Origin of the sequence: Vulcanisaeta sp. (genome assembly GCF_049966235.1) — an archaeon.
In the GTDB taxonomy this organism is placed as follows: domain Archaea; phylum Thermoproteota; class Thermoprotei; order Thermoproteales; family Thermocladiaceae; genus Vulcanisaeta; species Vulcanisaeta moutnovskia.
This window is the reverse complement of the sequence record NZ_JBMFVA010000003.1, coordinates 17,514-36,569: the sequence shown is the minus strand read 5'-3', so window position 1 is coordinate 36,569 and position 19,056 is coordinate 17,514. Positions and strand designations below refer to the sequence as shown.

The following is a 19,056-nucleotide window of genomic DNA, read 5'->3' as shown; positions in this document are numbered from 1 at the left end:
TTTTGTAAACCGTGGAGATTGGGCATTTCACGTGGTTACGGACACACAGGGCTAAGTACGATGTATCAAGTAGTGGTGTTAAGCCAATACAACTGGACGAGATAATAAAACTTGGTGAAGCGAGTAATTTCATTGAGGATTTAATGAGTATTTATGGTGTTGATAGGAGGAATTTAGCAATTACCCATGGTACACAGGAGGGTAACTTCGCCGCTTTAACCGCATTGAGGGAATTAGGGTTAATTGAGAGAGTAATTACTGTAATACCTGAGTATGAACCAATAAGAGTACTACCGAAGTTCCTTCGTTTAAGGCAAACTGAATTGAACATTAATGAATCATTAACTGAATTATTTAATAATATTGAGAGAGGTTCAGCGCTCTTCTTCTCGAATCCGAACAATCCTCTCGGTACATTTCTGAATAAGAAATTACTTTGGGAGTTAAGTGATGAGTTAAGAAGGAGAAATGCCTATGCTGTAATCGATTCAATATTTCTAGAATTCGTTGAGAATAATCTTAAGGACCTGCCCATGGAGAATATAATCTTCACCTTCAGCACATCAAAGTTCTACACAATGAATGAGATTAAGGTTGGTTGGGTCGTCGGTGATAATGAGATAGTGAAGGAGATTAATGGAATAATTGATCTAGTAAGTCCACTCGTTATCGACTTAAATCTAAAATACGTATCAATACTCCTACGGAATAGGAGTTGGGTTAGGGAAAGGAACCTAGGCATAATAATACCAAATGTAGATACTATGAGAAAGGTGATTAATGAGATTAGTGACTACGTCAGTATTAGTTACGTGGAATACATGCCCATACTCTATATAAGGACCAAATGCCAGGAAATTACAGGAAGCGCATTCGCAAATAAGTTACTAAGTAGGGATATCCTGACAGTACCTGGGCAGTACTTCGGCAAAGATGATGGTATTAGGATTGGGTTAGGGTCGGTTAAGAGAGATATATTTGAGGAAGCAATGAGAATCATAATGAATGCAATCAATGAAGAATGCGGAAGAAGATGAATTGTGTTGGGCTCCATGCCCGACGGATGCCGGTTCACAGGCCCCGCTCCCGCGGGACTCATCGGCACGGGAATCAATAAGAACTAATAACTTCAGCAAATAAGTCTTACTCATGATTCAACATGAATCAATAAAACACCATAGTGCAATGAATATTTAAATTAGTACATGGCAAAGTAAGTATTATGGGATTAAGAATAACGATAATACTAGTGACTGTGATATTCTTAATAATAGCCATAATAATTATCGCTCATCAATTATACACAATAAATACTCACAGTAATCCCCCACCTAATGAAACAAACCGTATTAATAATACAATGATTACACAAGCGATGAAGGATTATAACGGTAGTGGGATTAATTATACAACGATCATGATCGAGAGGGAGACAATGGCTAGAAATAAGCATGTAATTAGGTTATGTAATGGTTAATTGTCAGTGACGGGATTGATCATCAAGGCTCAGTCCCCCGAAAATAAACATCATCCAGAGAAATCTCCGTAAAGGTAGAGCTCATCAGTAATCAGCAAACCCCGCCAGCATCATCGAAATCCACAATTACTAAACCATTAACTATGCAGAAACTTATAAAGATACATCACGCAAAATTCAGCATCAATAATAAACCAAGAATAATTCAATTTTTGGTGCGGGGGGTGGGATTTGAACCCACGCAGGCCTTCGCCAACGGGACCTGAACCCGTCCCCTTTGACCTGGCTCGGGCACCCCCGCAGGTCAATGATTTGTTAACCTTGATTTTTAAGCTTTTATATGTTGATTATTTGTTTATTTTCTCATAGCGTTTAATCTGAGTGAATTATCTATTGAGTGACTTTCTGCTCTGATTCTGAAGGTAATTTATTAGTTAAATAGATAAAATAAGTATTAAGAGTGCATGGAGTAAGTTAAAGAGTGTTGCTAAGATGGAATGATAAATAACGATAATTAATAGAACTTTGCTTAGGAATAAAGATGCTCCTAAGTATTTCGTGCATAAAACCATGAATACAGTAGGATTTAACTTTTGGTTATTTTCCTGGGCATTCTATTCGTGCGAGGAATGCCTCGGTTTTGTATATTCTTCTTCTGTGGTGCCTGTACATGAGTGGTATTGTTATTGTTACCTTATCCAGTATATTCATTGCGCATCCCCAGGAGTTAACCTTAGTGCTTACGTAGTCTAGGGTGCTTAACTTATGTATTGTGTATACTGTATTGCTGTGGTTTATTGCCGTGGCTAGGAATTTAATGTCGAGACCCCTCTCTGACTGTATTCCGAAGGGTGGGTTTTGAAAGGCTACGTTGAACCTACCCGTGATACTTATGCTCCTAACATCACTTGTGATGAAATCCAAGTTACTTAATCCATACTTGCCAGTTGATTCTCTAGCCGTATCTAGAGCTTCAGGGTCTATGTCAATGCATATTACTTGCCTAGCGCCCATTAGTGCCGCGGCTATTGCAAACCTACCTGTACCGCAGCCCAAATCAAGGACCCTAGCGTCAGTTAAGTAATTCCTCATATACGCATCCCAGATAGCTACGGCAACAATGTTCGCATCAGTTATATACTGCTCAAGGTTTAACTTCGGTGATTTATAACCCGGTATACTCTGTATGAGTAATTCGAGATCCCTAAGGCTGTGAATATCAGCATCTCTGACCGTCCTCATTAATCAGCTACCGACGTGTTCATCATAAAGCCTAAATTAAACTCACTCCTCACTATTTAATTCCTCACCAGTGATTAATCTAGTGGGCTTCGCAATACTCCTAACATGCCTACTGAAGGCTGCCTCTGCTATGTCCGCTGCCAATGCAACTATTAATTGACCCTCATGTATCGAAGCCGTTAATAAACCACTTAGTCCAGTACATCCAGTGTTTGCAAGTTCCAGCATATTATTGAGCATGCGTTCCCTATCGAGTAGTACCTTTATGGCATTATTGATGTTGTTTTCCAGGTATGAATACACAGCCCTCATTATGTAAGTCCAAACATCCCTAAGCTTCTCACTGATTTCACGCCTGCACTGAGTTGCTTGTATCCTCATAAAGGCATTCGATAATCTATCCAACGCATCCGCTGCATGTTCTAGGTTCTTCACGACTATGGTATCGTCGATGGCTCTCTTCGGATCCCTAAAGGATAGCTTCTTTATCGTCCTTAATGCGAGGAAGTACAACTTATCCATCTGATCATCGAGTTCAAGAACCTCCCTTAACAAATCATCCTTATTCGACTCAAGGTAATCAATGAATTTACCAAACATGGAATTTAGAATATTGGCCATACTGCTAATTACCTCGTTGAGATCGACATTCGTTTCGCTAGTCGCCACCTTAATCAATACGCTACCATCACCCTCAAGCATTAATGAACCAGGCAACTTCTTCTCAACACTCGAGAAAGCCTTCCTAATCACGTCCTTCTGTCCAATAACCTCTACATTATCATAACCCTCGATATAACTCGCAATTATTACCCTAGTGGTCTCATCAATTGAACCACCAAGTGATATACTAACCTCATTAGTCTCACCGCCAACCTGTGTAACGGGCTTAACCACAATAACCTTACCAATAAGGCTTATCTCAACGACATCACCAACACCAACACTTAATACATCAAGCCACCGCTTAGGTAATGTAATTCCAATACTCTTCTCGCCAATCCTAATAACCCTCCTATAGATAGATGACACGCATATAGGGTATAACTGGGTATAAAAATCTAAGTCTCAAGTATTATTTTTCTACCCCATATATATCAATAACCACTAAATATATAGCTAGTGACTAAACAAGTAGTAAGGCATGGCATTAAAGAGAGAGCTTCAAGATTTATTAAGTACTAATGCATTCATTATTTAATATATGCAGAGACTCAGGTTCAGGAAGGTTGCCGTCGGTGGAACATTCGATACACTCCATACGGGACATACGGCATTGCTATTCACGGCACTTAATTATGGGCGCAAGGTGCTTGTTGGCGTTACGAGCGATGAATTTGCCCAGGCCTATAAGACGTACAAGGTGAAACCATTAAAGATCAGGTTCCTTAACCTAAGGAGTCTAATTAAGGAGTTGGGCAGTAATGACCGTGATGTGATAATTGACGTTATTAATGATCCATACGGCCCAACAATTGTTGATCCAACGATTGATGCAATAGTGGTAAGCCTAGAGACATTGCCCAGGGCTATTGAGATAAATAACCTTAGGAGAGAGAGGGGGTTACGACCTCTATACATTATTGCCGTTCCAATAATTAAGGATGGACTTGGGAATAAAGTATCAAGTACACTTATTAGGGATAGGACAGGTACTAAGGAGCTAGGTGACTAGGTTTATATTCATGTCCTCAGCCAATGACTCTATCACTTGGGATATGTATTGGCTTAGTTGTCTCACGTTTCTTATGGTGCTTGTGTCCATTATGACCTTTCCGGTACCCATTTCCTCAACCCTGAGCGGTACCTGGCTTATGTCATTAATGTTTATGAACCTCCTCACGTAGGATAATATTGAGTTCGTGTATATAGTCTTCACTGAACCATCACGCCTATACTCAACCAGGTACTTAGAAAGTAAGTACTTAACAAGCCTGTATGTATCCCAATCCTCCTTAAGCTCAATACCCAAGCCCACACTTATTATATCCCTATTTAATACGGATATGTATGGGGATGGCGTTAAATCATTAGTTAATAAATAATTAAGTAATTGACCCGCAGTCTTAAAGGCCGAGTCAATATCCCGTTGACTAGCCTTGTCCTCAGTATCCCTGTCTGTATGATAAACATCCCAGTAATAATCAAGACTTGATAATGTCATCGATGGCGTACCATTCATCTCAAAATTCAGTGAGTCAAAATAAGGCTTGGGCAACTCCCATTGAGTACTAATTAATTGACTTAATTGCATTGATAAATCCTCACTAGTATGTATTACGTACTGCCTACCAACCACATCCAGATTAAGCACAGCATATACATTATTAAGTAAGCCCCTCCTTTCGAGATACTCAACATACCTAGTTGATCCATAGGCCCAATAAAGACTTGCAAACCCTGGATTACCAGCCTCCTCAGCAGTGAAGGAAATGAAGGATAAGCCCCTCTTAATGCTCGACCTCTCCTTAATCGCATTAAGTAACATGGTTGTCCCTAAACCAATACCTAGGCAATTATCTGCGTAGCCCGTCAACCAATGATCGTGGTGTACCGCCAGAATTACCGATTCCTCCCTATTGCCTTCAAGGTTAATTATGAGGTTATAACCAGTGCTTAGTTTAGTCTCTACGTCACTCACGAACTCCACCTCCTCACCAACATGCTTGCTTAACTCATCACCAACCTCCCTAGAAACAGTGAGTGCGGGTATCACTGGTGGTGGCGCCCTGTCCCAGGAGTAATCGGGTGTTGCCGTCACCACAATCCTCCTAACCACACCAGGATACCTATCCCTAAAGATCACCGCGAGTGCTCCCTTCTCCATGGCTTTTATGTATATATACTTCGCATCATCCATATCCTCGGGATAGTCCATAAGTAATACCTTGCCCTCCGAATCATTAATATCCATCGTTAACTTACCCCTATCGGAACCACCTAGGGTTAGCGGCATACTCAATGCCCTAAACTCATTACTACCATGTACAATTCTCGAAAACCTATCCCTCCAGACAAGGACACTGACAGGTTGTAATTCATAGGAGAATAGTGGATTATCTATTTGATTCAGAAGCCACTGTATGAAGTCGTATTCGGCAACTGATCCACTTGCCAGATCCATGTATGATGAGCACTTCTTAGCAATGCTAAGCGCCGTTGTTAATTCAGACACGACCAAGTTAATACAGAGATAAATATAAGTGTAGCGTAATAATGAGAACCAGGTATGGCAGGCCTAAGGAGTATTACGAGACTTTATAAACGCATAAGGACCTTAGTATTGCTCATAGTACTAATTAGTATAATCATTATTAAGGGCCGTAATTTCAACATAGAAAGAATCTACAGAAGATCCGTAGATTTTATCGAGAGGACTGTGAAAGATAGGAAATTACGTCATTAAGGAGACCCGAAACATACTCATAATCCCTCCTACGCCTAGCCTTGGCAAACCTCGACTTCAGGTTAGGGTATTCCCTAAGGACTTCCCTAGCTATTACCTTCAATAACGTCATTCCCTCACTGTTTAATACACCATCCGAGTAATAAATTGAGTATGGATTTAATAACTCCTCAATAAACCTCATCACGGCCTTACTAACCATTTTAATTCTAATTACCTTAAGGGACCTATTTATGGCTTCCACGTCATAGCCAATATTGAACCAATCAGAAGCAGTATAAAACCAATGAAGAAGCCATTTGCGACAAACAAACCTATTATTGCCAGTACAAGAAGGATTACACCTGTACTACGCACAGCATTCACATCACTTAATCTGCCCAACCTTAAAGAGAAGTATAGAGCCAGTATGCTTACTATAAGGCCGATAATACCTGTAACAATGAAAAGCACAGGTGTTAGTGGCATCATTGTCATCATTGGGTAATATCCAAACCGATGAAACGCATAGTAACGGGGTAGTAATGTACCAATAAAGGCTGCGAACGCCAGTACCATTATTGAGTAAATTACCATTAATATACTACCTATTAATGACAGTATGTATGCGGTATAGGGAATTGTACTTTGTGTTCCTGGTTGTTGACCCATATTGATGAAAGACCGCACGTTATCCTTAAAAACTATTCTCACACCTGGCTTTAGATTACTCTACCTCTCTTCCTATTAGGTTTCTTGCCACTATTAGTCTCAGTATGTTCTGTGCACCCTCAGCACCAACGTAGTAACTTAGGGCACCTAGGAATGCCCTAGTTACTGGTGTTTCCTTGTAATAGCTCATGCCGCCAAACCATTTCATGACCTCTAGACCTACGTCTACCGCCAACTCCACGGCAAGCATCTTAGCCATAGCCCCAGCATTAGCAATGTCAAGTATTGAAACTGAGGAATCACCCCTATAAAACTTATCAGCAAGCCAAGCCGCCTTGTAAACCATGAGCCTTGCCGCCTCAAGCCTCGTGCTCAATTCAGCATACTTAAAACTTATTGATTGGTAGGAGGAAATTGGTTTACCAAAGACAACCCTACTCCTAATCCACTCCCTGCCCTGCTCAAGCATCCAGCGTGCAGTTCCTAGAGCCGCTGCACCAATGAGAGTTCTCGCAACATCAAAACCCTCCATTGCTATCTTAAACCCATTATTCACCTCGCCAAGCACGAAGTCTGGATCCACAGGAGCACCATTAAGCCTTAAGTAACCAGTGGGTATTCCCCTCCTACCCCACTCCTCATAATCCCTAGTCTCAAAGCCAGTATTAACAACACCATTCCTCTTAACCATGAACAGCATTGTTGTTATAGCCCTATGCTTAGCCTCAATAGGGCCTGTCCTGGTTATAGTTACAAAGCCACCACCATAGGGCAACCTAAGGGCTATTGACACACCAGTAACCATGTTCTTCTCGCCCGTGAGCAACCACTTACCATTAACTAGCTTCGCCTCAGTCCTCTCATTACCCACATCACTACCACCCTGAGGCTCGGTCGATGCAATGCCAATCCAGGCCTCACCCTTGGTTAGTCTCGGTAGGACCTCCTCCTTAGTACTATCCTTTGCATATCGCTGAACAATAAATGGCCAAGCGGTCTCGAGTAAGAAGTACACAGGCACTGCGAGACTTGGATCCGCGTAGGCCAATTCCTCAGCAGCTATTGCCGCCATTAGGAAGGAACCCTCTGAACCCCCGTACTTAGAACTAAGGGTTAAACCTATTAAGCCGTGCTCCGCGAGCCTAGGTATTAATTCAAGGAGTGAGTACTTACCCTCATCAAGGTCTACCCAGTGAGGTTTTATGTAACGCTCACCAAACTCCCTAACGGAATCCCTAAACAGGGCCTCCTCCCTACTAAGATCGAAATCCATTAATAAATCACAAAACCCTAAGTACATAAAAGCATAACCTTATAGTCCTGGTGAGGGAATGATTGTTACCTTATGTTTCATTGAAAACGAAAGAACTATATATTGCTCATTAAGTTAGTAATTTTGTGGGTATTTCGGGCGTAGCGGATTTACCGCTTCATGCAGGTCATGTACCACCATGGCTTTATAGTAGGATGGTTAGGCTTAGTGGACTTATTGTCGAGTTATTAATTGATGAACGTGGTATTAAGAATACCATTAGATTATTCTCTAACCCGGTGTTTTTCCAAGCGTTTAATAATATAATTGGTATGGATTGGGATTCCTCGGGAAGCACGACGATAACTACGGCAGCACTTAAGGAAGCATTGTCCAAGAAGGATACTGGTATTAAGGTTATTGGTGGTAAGGGTGTTTATGCACTTAATGCGCCCGTAGAAATTGAGGAGTTAGGTAGAACATGGGATATTGATATTGAAACCCTTAAATTAATGTCAAGGCTTTCAGCTAAGATCGATAATACGGCGCTACAGGATGGTTATAGGCTCTATCACCATGCAATGATCATAGGCTCTGATGGTACGTGGGCCGTTATTCAGCAGGGATTAAATGAGAAAATAAAATATGCTAGAAGATACCATATTTGGATGGAGAATGATTTACTGAATGAACCACATACAGGTATTGTTGGCATTAAGGGTAACCATGCACTCAACATGGTTAGTAGAACGAGTAACGATGCTAGGAAGACTATACTTGATCTTGTACATCAGGAAGCAATTAAAGTAGTTAGGGATTGGGCGATGGTAAAGGCAATGATGAAGGGTAACACCACAATATTAACATACTTAGGCAAAGAACCACCTAGGTATTATAATCCATACTTAAGTGGTGCCTTTAAGCCATATACCGCGTCGATAAACGAGGATACCATCAAGCAAGCTAGGGATGCTAATGACTTTAAGGATCTATTACTCACCAGAGGTTTGGGCCCAAGCACCATGCTAGCCCTAGCCTTAATAGCTGAGCTCATCTATAGAAATCCAATTGATTGGAATGACCCAGCAAATATTGACCCAAGAAGATATGCATTCGCGTTAGGTGGTAAGGATGGATCACCATACCCAGTGAATAGGGAGATCTATGATACTGTTATTGACATAATGCAGGCAATAGTAGACATGGCTAGGAAGGATGGTGCATTGACAATATACCTGAAACATTTAGCTAATGTAACTAGGCAATTGAATCTACCCGTCGATTTGGTAAGACCAACGCCGCCCTGATCATGAGCGTGCCATCAATACCTGGGATAATTCATCAATGGTTACCTCATTAATTACAATGTCCATGCTTGCTAATTTACTGATAACTGTATTAATATCAGTATCTGGATGCATTATAATTAATAACCTAGATGTTGCTTGATCATATGATAAACTAACAACGCCGTCAACAACCCTACTTATTATCGACTCCACTTCACTAATGTCTATATTCCTCCTGGTATTCATGACCATGACCACCTTCCTAAGTACTAATCCAATACCAAGAGAAAGCACTGCCTGGGCAATATCACTGAAACTAATGTTATTTGTTTCGTATGTTATTGCCAAGTCATTATTGAAGATCTTCATTAGCAATATCCCATTAAGTGTGGATAATGCTCTCAATGCCAGATCCAAGCACTCCCTACAATTCGCCTGTACCTTAACTATCCTTGTTACCTCCACAGTTAAGGTATCACGATTAATTAAATAACGTTAACTATTAAATGCTAATTAAATAATTCATATGCCTACCTTCAATAAACGCCTCATTAATTAAGTGATGCCTCATAAACCTAATCGATTTATACTTACTACCGCATACAGGACATCTCCTAGACCTTGGAATTTTACCGCATTCACTGCGTAAATGCACATACAATTCGGCAATCGTGTCAAATGACCTACCGCAAAGTTTACATGTTGGCATTGACGACCAAGGCTATAGGGGAATTAAAAGCTTTAACCCTTATGCACTCACAAGGTCAGGGTAATACTCACGCAGAACTCTTTTAATGTCTACTCTAGGTACGAAACTAAGTATTGCACTTAGGCTAATTAGGTAGAAACGCTCCTTATCCGAATTATATAAATCATAGACTTGAGAGAACTTAGCCTTAAACTCGGTGTATTCCCTTTCATCAATCTCCTTACCCCTTGGATCATTTGCAAAATCTATTAAATCCCTAATGTCATTACCGAATAACCAACCATTAACGCCGTCTGCAATTAACTCAATGGCTGCACCATCCCGTGAAGCTATACTTGGTACACCATTTATTGCAGCCTTCATAAAGCTCGTACCACTAGCCTCCCAACCAGGAAATGGTGTAAATAATAATACATCAATGCCCTTTAATACTATCTTGGCCTTATTAACATCATAATCATGCATATAAACAACATTCTTATACTTCTTATGCAACTCCCTAAATTTCTTCATGTATATTAGTCCATCCTTATCCATGGGATGCGACTTACCACCCAGTATGAAAATAACATCATTAAACTCCCCCTCCTCAATTAACCTAGCCACAAAGTGAGGTCTCTTGTACAGCGTCATTCTCCTAACCCACGCAGTCACAAGCGCATTATTATTTAACTCAATGGACTTATAGGACCTTATTAATCCCTGTAACTCATTTCTTAGCCTAGACTTAATGAGTCCTAGGTTATCCCTCGTTAACGAACCCTTCTCGTAAAGCATCCTTATCTCCGGATCCATCCACCTATTTAGGTCAACACCATTTGTTATGAACCTAGCCTTACTAATATATTGGGGTATCACCTTCCTCATTATATCGTAATGCTTTGAGGAGACCATAATGATTTCCCATGCCATGGCGGCACCAATGCTTGTCAAGACCACGGGATCTTCAATAAACCTATAACCCGTCTCTTCCTCGAACAGTCTATTTGGGAATGATGGGTGGCCCCAAGGACCTGGCGTGTGAATTATTAGTCTATATCTACCTGGTATTTTTAGTATTATTGGAACCATGGCCGCATAAGCCTCTTGAAGATCTATGTACCTAACATTCTCAAGGCCAATATTCCTCCTAATGAACTCCACAGCGCCTCTTGCAAGGAATATGTACTTCAGGAACTTATCCTCAACACTGCTCTCTATGTATATCCTATCGGTTAATTTCAAGACCCATTCAGGGCCTCTAGGCTCTAGGAACACGGCATGAGCTGAACCTAAATTATACTCCCATGCATTAACCTCCACATCCTCATTCCTTAACTTGATTGTGAATGTGTCAGTAAGCCTTAGGGATTCAAGGAAGGGCTTGGGTTGAGGCTGAGGCTTCGGTACTGGATTATCCTCCTTATCGAAGTCATAATCAACATAACCATTCTTATACAGGAGGGTAATTACGTAATAATTAAGCCCTAGTGCTGCTGCGCCGTAGAATTTATCACCCTCAAGAACACCAAGTCCACCTGCATATGTATATCCCATGTCGAGAGCTAGGTCGGGTGTTATACTTATTATGGCATCTGGATCATTACTCATACTGAGGATACGATATAAGCATTGGCATATTAAAGCAGTACTGTATTACTGCTTATAATATTAGCCATTAGTGAAGGTTAACAATTATTATTGATGCCATTAATACTAGTGTAATTACCCTTGAAATCTCAAGGGTAAAGCCATAAAGGTCACCAACAGCACCTCCAAAACTTCTTTGTAATGCTATGAATAATAATGTACTTAATGCCATAGATCCTAGGGATATCACTATACCAATGGGGCCTAGTAATAAGTAGGTAATTATGAGACCTATGATTATTGCCATTATTATTAAATGAGCTTTCTCCCTACTATACCTTGTTAATTGCCAACCTAATCCCTTATAACTAGGCTCCTTACCAATTATGCCGCAAAGGCAACATGTTGATTTAGACATTATTTCAGCAATGAGCAATGATTGCCATAGAATACCTGCCAGGTTTATTAATGCTGAGATTGCCATTATTATTAATAATACAACCATGGCTATCGATGCTGAACCCCTATGCGGATCCTTAAGTATCCTGATCCTATCCTCAATGGATACCCTAACCATTAACGCATCAATCACGTCGGCAAAACCATCAATGTGATTAAGCCCAGTGAGAACGAGTAATAATAAGTATGTGATCGACGCAGTAAGTAAATTATTATGTACGAAGAGACTCAGGTAATAACCAAGAAGGCCGGGTAATAATCCCGTTATTGGCGGTACGATTATTATTGCCAGCCATGCATTCTTCAATGCCCTTGAAATATCATGAGAACCACCGATGGGTACTATGGTAAAGAATGTAATTACGGCCCTTAAATCATCAATGAAATCCTCCGCCTCCACTTAATGCCACCAACTTACCATAAAATCAACCCTTTTTAAGTAGGTTCAGTAAGGTTTGCGTTATTATCATTAGATCAAACCTCTCGAGCCTCATCATCAATAATTCGTTATTCAACTTCCTAATTAACCTTATCTAATCAAAAATCCCTTTAATTAATACTAAAAACAAAGCTTTTTATTCCTATATTACTGTAGATTGACTCGCTAAATGAGTTATGATGCCCACGCGGTTCATAGAGGATGCTGTTATACTAGCGATTACGTATGGCCTAATAGCCCTGAGAGGAATAGGGAGAATTAATGTGCAGCCTTGGGCCGCTATGTTACTCGGTGCTGCGCTTACTGTTGTGCTTGGTATCTTAACACCTACCCAGGCCTTATCCTCGATAAATCTTAATGTTATTTTATTTCTAATTTCATTATTCACAATATCATCTGCACTCGAGGTCAGTGGATTCTTCAGTTACTTAGCATACAGATTATTAATTGGTAGTCGTAACATAGGTAAATTAATACTTAGAATATTTGGGCTATCTGCCTTATTATCACTTGCTCTCTCAAATGATGGCATTGCTGGCGCATTTACACCGGTAATAGTGTCCATGAGGAAACAGGCAAGGATAAATATAAAGCCGCTACTATATGCGTTAGCCTTTGGCGTGACCATAGGTAGTGTTGCACTTCCTGTCGGTAATCCACAAAACCTACTCATAGCGCTAGAATCAGGAATGCCTAAACCCTTCATTATATTCACAGTTTACCTATTACCACCCACGGCAATTAACGCATTAATAATGTACCCATTATTATTGCTGTTGTTTCGTGATGATAATGATGAGGTTATGATAGAGGAGACCAGAAGACCTGAGGAATTGCTAGTTAATAGGAGACTAGCGTATATCGCTATTACAATATTATTAATACTAATACCACTTTATTTCATAACAGATATATTTAACATAAGCCCATACCTAACTCCAGTAACCTTAACATTCACGGGCGCTGCCATAATTTATCTATTGAGTGGTAATGATAGAAGGAACGTCGCGCATAATGTTGATTGGACAACAATATTATTCTTCATAGGCCTCTTTATAGTAAGTGAAGGCGCACTCGAATCTGGGGTTCTCAATGCACTGGCTCATTACTTACCACAACCAACAACATTATTAGGCGTCTTCATATCGGGTCTACTTCTTAGCCAGGTAATTAGTAATGTGCCTATGGTGGCACTCTACATACCACTAATGAGGGAGTTAGGGGTTTCACCAAGTAACTCCATTATTTGGGTTGGGTTGGCAGCATCAAGCACAATAGCTGGGAACCTAACATTGATTGGTGCGGCAAGTAATGTAATAATAAGCGAAGCAAGTGAGAAGAGGGGTGGTGAGGGATTCGGGTTTTTTGAGTTCATGAAGTACGGCATACTCATAACCATCGTAAACACCATAATTTACTATATATGGTTAAGTTATATACATGTACCGCTCTAGCTCTGTTTTTTCAATAATTATTGGACAAAATGTTTTTAAAGCGTAGTAATGCCATTGATATGGGGATTGAAATGCGTATTTATGGCATTGCCATATTCGAGGTTAATAAGGACCTTGACGTTACTATCCTCGACCTTGAGAATTCTGGTCTACATAGACTTGAGTATATGGAGATCGATCCAGACCTGGCTGCATACCTTGATATGGCTGAGGAGGAGTTTGGAGACACACTTGGTAAGTACAAGACTATTAAGGATTATGTCTTTGAGTATGAGAATGAGAGACTCGTACTTATTAGATTCTTCATGCAGGGTAAACGCGTTGGTAAGGCACTACTCGTAAGCCTTAGAGCTGGTACACTTAGGAGTATTGTTAAGAGACTTGAGAATATTGGTTGGAATAGACTATTCATGTTTGAGATCAAGAGACTAATGAGGAGTATTAAGTACACGGACCACTAGGTTAAGCATTTATCCATTTCCTCACTCAGGCTTATCAGTAAATCCGTATTAAGCGTATCGAACCAATCAACAACCCCAACATTAGGAATACCATTTGACACATGATCAACTATGTACCTAACGACTTCACCAACGCCTTTATTTGTCGTATCAACCTCAATGATTCTATCTTTACCAAACGTATCAATAGCCATACTTAGTGATGAACCAACGATCTCAGCAAGCACATTCTCAATCACCTTACACCGAGGCCAACCTCTCATTAATAACCTCTGCATTAATTGAATGGGATTGAGCCTAAGTACAATGCACCAATCAACCAATGACCTATCGATTAAATTCACAGCGGTTGTATCAATAATGAACAACTCTAAATTACTTAATTTCCTCATAATTAGGTCACGCGCCTTTGTCTCATCAATTATGTAATTCGTCTGCAATCGATCATCCCACCTAAGTAAGGGCTTTATGACCTCGTCTACATCAATTAATGGCGCATTATATATCTTTGATAATTCTATGGCTATTGTCGTCTTACCAACACCAGGAGAACCAGTTACTAATAAACGAACCATTTTAGCTCCTCCTTATTAAGGTCATGGCTTAACACGCCTTATATCTCTAGGAAACGGCACTGCATCTCTAATGTGATCAAGTCCGCAAACCCACATCACGAGCCTGTCAATACCAAGACCAAAACCAGCATGCGGCACAGAACCATACCTCCTTAGGTCTAGGTACCAATCATAGTCCTCAGGTCTTAATCCAAACTTCTTAATCTTACTAAGTAACTCCTCGTAATCATAAATACGCTCACCACCACCAACAATCTCTCCATAGCCCTCAGGTGCAAGTACATCTACACTTAATGTGGTTTCAGGTCTTTGAGGGTCATTCCTGTGATAAAATGCCTTTACCTGTTCAGGAAAATGATGAAGAAGTATTGGCTTATCAAACTGCATTGTTAATACCTTCTCCTCATCAGCTCCAATGTCATCACCCCACTTAATCTTCAATCCCTTAGACCGGAGAATCTCAATTGCCTCGTCATAACTAACCCTATAGAACGGTGGTTTCACATTCTCAAGAACCTTAGTGTCTCTATTTAATAGTTTCAATTCATCCTGCCTCTCCTCAAGAACCTTATCAACAACATACGTTATTAAATCCTCAAGTAGATTAAGTAAATCATTAAATTGCAACCAAGCCTCCTCAGCCTCAGCATGCCAAAACTCAGTTAAATGTCTCCTTGTCCTTGATGACTCAGCCCTAAAACTCGGTGCGATTGTATATACCCTCTCAAGGGCATATATTAGGATCTCCAGATAGAACTGTGACGATTGCGTTAGATAAACATCCTCCCTATCAAAGTACTTCACTGGGAATAGTGTGGCTCCACCCTCAACAGCCGCCGACACAAACATGGGTCCTTGAACTTCATAATAATCCCTGGACCTGAAGAATTCATGTATTGCACCAAATACCGTATGCCTAACCCTGAGAACAGCCCACATTCTCCTACTCCTAACCCACAAATGCCTAACATCAAGCAAGTACTCACTATCGGCCTTAGCGGCATCCTCATTTATAGGGAATGAATAACCAACATAGTACCAATTAATGCTCTTAACATGTATTTCAGCGCCACCAGGAGCTCTCTGCTCCTTCTTAACAACACCCGTTAATACTAATGACGACTCCATATTCAACTTAGACACAATATCCAATAGGTTCGGATCTGACTTACTAATAACTGTCTGTATTATCCCACTACCATCCCTCACCACAAGGAATACTTTATCCTTTAACTCCCTCTTCCTGTAAACCCAGCCCCTTATTGTGACCTCAATACCCTCGTTTAGGCTAAAAACATCTTTTATACTCATTACCTTATTACTTATTAAAATAGGTCACGGGTTTGGTAATAAAGAACCAGTTATAAAGCTTATCTTTATGATGATTGCTCAGCGGGTCTTGAGGAATATATTGCATGAACAATAAGTCTCTCGCCATCATTGGGGCACTTATCATCGACAACCTTACCAACATAGTCACCTAACCTATATGATATTGTTTTTGAATAACCGCAACGAGGACACATTAGAACCTCAACCTCACCGCTAATTGCTAGTGGTCCCTTTGATTCAGCCTCCCTAGCCTGCGTAAGTGATTCTTTAATTACCCTATAGTACCTATTGTTCATTATTAATCCAATTAGTAATGCCACTACGAAAATTACTAGACTCATTAAGGTTATGTAGTAATACTCAAAGCTCACTGTAATGTTAGGTTCTGAGTATTTAAATAAATTACTAACTTACTGGGCAACACCGCCAGTATTGCCAACACCTATTAGTATTACCTCCTCACCTTCCCTAATGCTCTCCCTAATAACCCTCTTAATCCTCTCTACGGCATCATTAACAGCACTCTCAACGTCCTTAGGCATTGCCGATAAAGCCTCGGGTAGGCTCATCTTAATTAGTATTGCATAAAGTGGTATGTCGTACTTACTGGCTGTTCTCTCAATATTAAACCTCTCAACGCCAATACCACCCATGGCAACACCTATACCCTCAGAAATAGAACCCGTCTTTTCCCCCTCAAGTTTTAAAGCCGCATCCACGGTAATTATTATCTTCGGCTTAACACCAACCCTCTCTATTAGGTATGTTATCCCATCATCAAGACTACCAACCGTACCCCCAGGACCTCTAGCCTTAATGACATATACTTTCCTACCCTCAAAATTACAAAGTCCTATGTACGTATCCTTAATATTATGCGTAAGCTCGTTAACATCAGAGCAGCTCCTTACGAATCTATAGGCCGTTAAGGGACCCGCAGCATCACCAACCGGTTGCCCCTTAAGGAACGTAGATATTGCACCATTTAATGCATTAACGTACTCCTTAAGTATTGGCAATAACATATAGACCTGCATCATTAGGTAGGGATTCTTGTATTTATTACTCAGTTTATAGTAATGCATTATTACCTTGTATATGTAATTCAATTCCCTTAAACCATCAACAGCATCAACAACATTCTGAACCAAGGGCCTATCAACATTTGGTAATAATGCCCTTATCGAACTCTCAAGCTTCTCATTATATGCCGTTACCAATAACTTAAGCGTCCTCATTAATCCAGTGGGCTCCGTATTCACGGGCTCTATAACCACGAACTCCATGAGCTCCTGTATCGTCTTCTCAACCAAACTCTTATTAACGGTTTGGTACGACCCATTTGATTTCAGTAGTTGATCAACATGACCAATCACTAAATTAACGTTGTTGGTAATTAATTTACTAAGTCCCGTTAGGAAACTACCCACTGTATATGAGTACCTCCATATCATTGCATAGTCCTGGAAGAAGAATAGCACTAGTAATGCAATCCACACAATATTTGAGATTAGAGCAATCCATACATTACTCTGACTACCTCCAAGTCCAATCTGCAATATCACTTGCTGTAATAATGTGAGTATTACCATCAATTAGCAATGACAGACACCAGTTTTAAAAACATTCTGAGCATGAGCGAATAGAATTGATAATAGGTGTTAGCATATGCTATGGTTCTTGTTCACAACGGGTGCATGCAACCTAAAGTGCTCGTATTGCGGAGGCTCCTTCGAGCCTTATGTAGTGCCCTGGAAGGTAACTTATGATATTAATAAAGTGAAGCAATTAATTGAGGGTGATGAAAATGCTACAGTAATATTCTATGGCGGTGAGCCCCTACTTAATCCACGCTTTATCATGCAGATTATGGATAATGTTAAGGCCAAGAGGTTTGGCATTCAGACCAATGGTACTCTCGTTAACTTATTACCTAGAGATTATTGGAGGAGGATGTATGTTGTCTTACTATCTATTGATGGTAGGGAAGAGGTAACAGATGCAAATAGGGGTAGGGGTGTCTATAGGGCTGTTATTAATGCATTCAATTACTTAAGAAATATAGGTGTTAAAAGAATCATTGCAAGAATGACGGTTACAGAGCTAACCAACATATACGAAGATGTAATGCACCTACTCAATCTCGGCTTTGAATATGTTCACTGGCAATTGAACGTTATATGGACGAGAAAATGGAATGTTAAGGCATGGGCAGATAATAGTTACCTACCAGGTATTAAGAGGCTGGTGAGTTCATTCTTAAAGAGTGCCGAGGAGGGCAGGGTGTTAGGCATAGTACCAATACTTGGCATATTAAATGCATACCTATTCAAGCCGTATGAAGGCCCACCATGCGGTGCAGGATATAGAGCGGTCGCCGTATCAACAGACGGTAGAGTACTTGCGTGCCCAATAGCCGTTAGGGAAGATTGGTCAGTGCTTGGCCATGTTAATACTGGCTTTAAACTAATGAATATTCAATTACCAGAAATGTGCATGAAATGCGAATATAAGCCCTACTGCGGCGGTCGGTGCTTATACGCAATAATGGAGGGTGAGAAGTATTGGGGTATGGATGGGGTCTTAGCCGTGGATTACGTAACAAGGGAGACCATAAAGGCCGTACTCTCCATAGCCCCGAGAATTAAGGAACTGATTAACAATGGCATTATTAAAACTGAGGACATTGCTTATGACCCAATACTAGACTCAACAGAGGTTATCCCATAAAATGAGGCAGG

General features: G+C 40.4%; 21 protein-coding genes and 1 tRNA gene. 7 read left to right on the top strand and 15 right to left on the bottom strand.

Going from position 1 to position 19,056, the window contains the following annotated elements:
- Nucleotides 1-11: 11 nt before the first annotated feature.
- Together ACP5L5_RS03235 and ACP5L5_RS03230 are read left to right on the top strand one after the other, a co-directional pair.
- On the top strand, nucleotides 12-1,037 hold the full coding sequence (locus ACP5L5_RS03235) for an aminotransferase class I/II-fold pyridoxal phosphate-dependent enzyme (protein WP_428761570.1): 1,026 nt from the start codon (nucleotides 12-14) through the stop codon (nucleotides 1,035-1,037).
- Between the two features lie 185 nt (nucleotides 1,038-1,222).
- Entirely contained in the window at nucleotides 1,223-1,477 is a 255-nt protein-coding gene (locus ACP5L5_RS03230) for a hypothetical protein (RefSeq protein WP_428761568.1), read from the top strand.
- 213 nt (nucleotides 1,478-1,690) lie between these two features.
- Here the strand turns inward: ACP5L5_RS03230 and ACP5L5_RS03225 are convergent.
- The 3 genes from ACP5L5_RS03225 to ACP5L5_RS03215 form a co-directional block, all read right to left on the bottom strand.
- Nucleotides 1,691-1,778 (bottom strand) — tRNA-Leu (locus tag ACP5L5_RS03225).
- A 296-nt stretch (nucleotides 1,779-2,074) separates the two neighbouring features.
- A complete protein-coding gene (locus tag ACP5L5_RS03220) occupies nucleotides 2,075-2,719 on the bottom strand; it encodes an METTL5 family protein (RefSeq protein ID WP_428761566.1) in 645 nt (214 codons plus the stop codon).
- Between the two features lie 42 nt (nucleotides 2,720-2,761).
- Nucleotides 2,762-3,751, bottom strand: a complete 990-nt coding sequence (locus ACP5L5_RS03215; protein ID WP_428761564.1) for a PhoU domain-containing protein — start codon at nucleotides 3,749-3,751, stop codon at nucleotides 2,762-2,764.
- Nucleotides 3,752-3,923: 172 nt separating this feature from the next.
- Here ACP5L5_RS03215 and ACP5L5_RS03210 point away from each other — a divergent pair, with 172 nt between their 5' ends.
- Nucleotides 3,924-4,394 (top strand): phosphopantetheine adenylyltransferase, encoded by a 471-nt coding sequence (locus ACP5L5_RS03210; protein ID WP_428761562.1) that lies wholly within the window; start codon nucleotides 3,924-3,926, stop codon nucleotides 4,392-4,394.
- Here the strand turns inward: ACP5L5_RS03210 and ACP5L5_RS03205 are convergent.
- The 4 genes from ACP5L5_RS03205 to ACP5L5_RS03190 form a co-directional block, all read right to left on the bottom strand.
- A complete protein-coding gene (locus ACP5L5_RS03205; protein WP_013603504.1) occupies nucleotides 4,383-5,894 on the bottom strand; it encodes a M28 family peptidase in 1,512 nt (503 codons plus the stop codon). The two genes, ACP5L5_RS03210 and ACP5L5_RS03205, sit on opposite strands and share 12 nt — an antisense overlap.
- A gap of 190 nt (nucleotides 5,895-6,084) precedes the next feature.
- Nucleotides 6,085-6,327 carry a hypothetical protein gene (locus ACP5L5_RS03200; RefSeq protein WP_048057098.1) on the bottom strand — a complete coding sequence of 81 codons (243 nt, stop codon included), beginning with the start codon at nucleotides 6,325-6,327 and terminating at the stop codon, nucleotides 6,085-6,087.
- 29 nt (nucleotides 6,328-6,356) lie between these two features.
- Nucleotides 6,357-6,776, bottom strand: a complete 420-nt coding sequence (locus ACP5L5_RS03195) for a hypothetical protein (RefSeq protein WP_428761560.1) — start codon at nucleotides 6,774-6,776, stop codon at nucleotides 6,357-6,359.
- 55 nt (nucleotides 6,777-6,831) lie between these two features.
- Nucleotides 6,832-8,049 (bottom strand): acyl-CoA dehydrogenase family protein, encoded by a 1,218-nt coding sequence (locus tag ACP5L5_RS03190; RefSeq protein ID WP_428761558.1) that lies wholly within the window; start codon nucleotides 8,047-8,049, stop codon nucleotides 6,832-6,834.
- Nucleotides 8,050-8,174: 125 nt separating this feature from the next.
- Between ACP5L5_RS03190 and ACP5L5_RS03185 the strand changes: the two genes are divergently transcribed.
- Nucleotides 8,175-9,335 (top strand): DUF763 domain-containing protein, encoded by a 1,161-nt coding sequence (locus ACP5L5_RS03185; protein WP_428761556.1) that lies wholly within the window; start codon nucleotides 8,175-8,177, stop codon nucleotides 9,333-9,335.
- Here the strand turns inward: ACP5L5_RS03185 and ACP5L5_RS03180 are convergent, their stop codons facing one another.
- From ACP5L5_RS03180 to cobS, 4 genes are all read right to left on the bottom strand, one after another.
- Nucleotides 9,336-9,782, bottom strand: coding sequence for a hypothetical protein (locus ACP5L5_RS03180; RefSeq protein ID WP_013603509.1), 447 nt, complete (start codon nucleotides 9,780-9,782; stop codon nucleotides 9,336-9,338).
- A gap of 37 nt (nucleotides 9,783-9,819) precedes the next feature.
- Complete coding sequence (locus tag ACP5L5_RS03175; RefSeq protein ID WP_048056776.1) at nucleotides 9,820-10,026, bottom strand: hypothetical protein; 207 nt, start codon at nucleotides 10,024-10,026, stop codon at nucleotides 9,820-9,822.
- A 39-nt stretch (nucleotides 10,027-10,065) separates the two neighbouring features.
- Nucleotides 10,066-11,616 carry a glycogen/starch/alpha-glucan phosphorylase gene (locus ACP5L5_RS03170; RefSeq protein WP_428761554.1) on the bottom strand — a complete coding sequence of 517 codons (1,551 nt, stop codon included), beginning with the start codon at nucleotides 11,614-11,616 and terminating at the stop codon, nucleotides 10,066-10,068.
- Nucleotides 11,617-11,683: 67 nt separating this feature from the next.
- A complete protein-coding gene (gene cobS / locus ACP5L5_RS03165; RefSeq protein ID WP_428761552.1) occupies nucleotides 11,684-12,454 on the bottom strand; it encodes an adenosylcobinamide-GDP ribazoletransferase in 771 nt (256 codons plus the stop codon).
- Between the two features lie 218 nt (nucleotides 12,455-12,672).
- On the opposite strand from cobS, the gene ACP5L5_RS03160 reads away from it, so the two are divergent.
- Both ACP5L5_RS03160 and ACP5L5_RS03155 read left to right on the top strand, forming a co-directional pair.
- Nucleotides 12,673-13,947, top strand: a complete 1,275-nt coding sequence (locus ACP5L5_RS03160; RefSeq protein ID WP_428761550.1) for an SLC13 family permease — start codon at nucleotides 12,673-12,675, stop codon at nucleotides 13,945-13,947.
- Nucleotides 13,948-14,006: 59 nt separating this feature from the next.
- Entirely contained in the window at nucleotides 14,007-14,408 is a 402-nt protein-coding gene (locus ACP5L5_RS03155; RefSeq protein ID WP_428761548.1) for a hypothetical protein, read from the top strand.
- Here ACP5L5_RS03155 and ACP5L5_RS03150 read toward each other — a convergent pair.
- The 4 genes from ACP5L5_RS03150 to ACP5L5_RS03135 form a co-directional block, all read right to left on the bottom strand.
- On the bottom strand, nucleotides 14,405-14,983 hold the full coding sequence (locus ACP5L5_RS03150; protein WP_428761546.1) for an adenylate kinase family protein: 579 nt from the start codon (nucleotides 14,981-14,983) through the stop codon (nucleotides 14,405-14,407). The two genes, ACP5L5_RS03155 and ACP5L5_RS03150, sit on opposite strands and share 4 nt — an antisense overlap.
- Nucleotides 14,984-15,004: 21 nt before the next feature.
- Nucleotides 15,005-16,294: an asparagine--tRNA ligase gene (gene asnS, locus ACP5L5_RS03145; protein ID WP_428761544.1), complete on the bottom strand. Its 1,290-nt coding sequence runs from the start codon at nucleotides 16,292-16,294 to the stop codon at nucleotides 15,005-15,007.
- Nucleotides 16,295-16,359: 65 nt separating this feature from the next.
- The gene (locus ACP5L5_RS03140) at nucleotides 16,360-16,686 is read right to left on the bottom strand and encodes a hypothetical protein (protein WP_428761542.1); all 327 of its coding nucleotides are present in this window, start codon (nucleotides 16,684-16,686) and stop codon (nucleotides 16,360-16,362) included.
- Between the two features lie 39 nt (nucleotides 16,687-16,725).
- Entirely contained in the window at nucleotides 16,726-17,907 is a 1,182-nt protein-coding gene (locus ACP5L5_RS03135) for a DUF1512 domain-containing protein (RefSeq protein WP_428761540.1), read from the bottom strand.
- A 76-nt stretch (nucleotides 17,908-17,983) separates the two neighbouring features.
- Here ACP5L5_RS03135 and ACP5L5_RS03130 point away from each other — a divergent pair, with 76 nt between their 5' ends.
- On the top strand, nucleotides 17,984-19,045 hold the full coding sequence (locus ACP5L5_RS03130) for a TIGR04084 family radical SAM/SPASM domain-containing protein (RefSeq protein WP_428761539.1): 1,062 nt from the start codon (nucleotides 17,984-17,986) through the stop codon (nucleotides 19,043-19,045).
- Nucleotides 19,046-19,056: the final 11 nt, after the last annotated feature.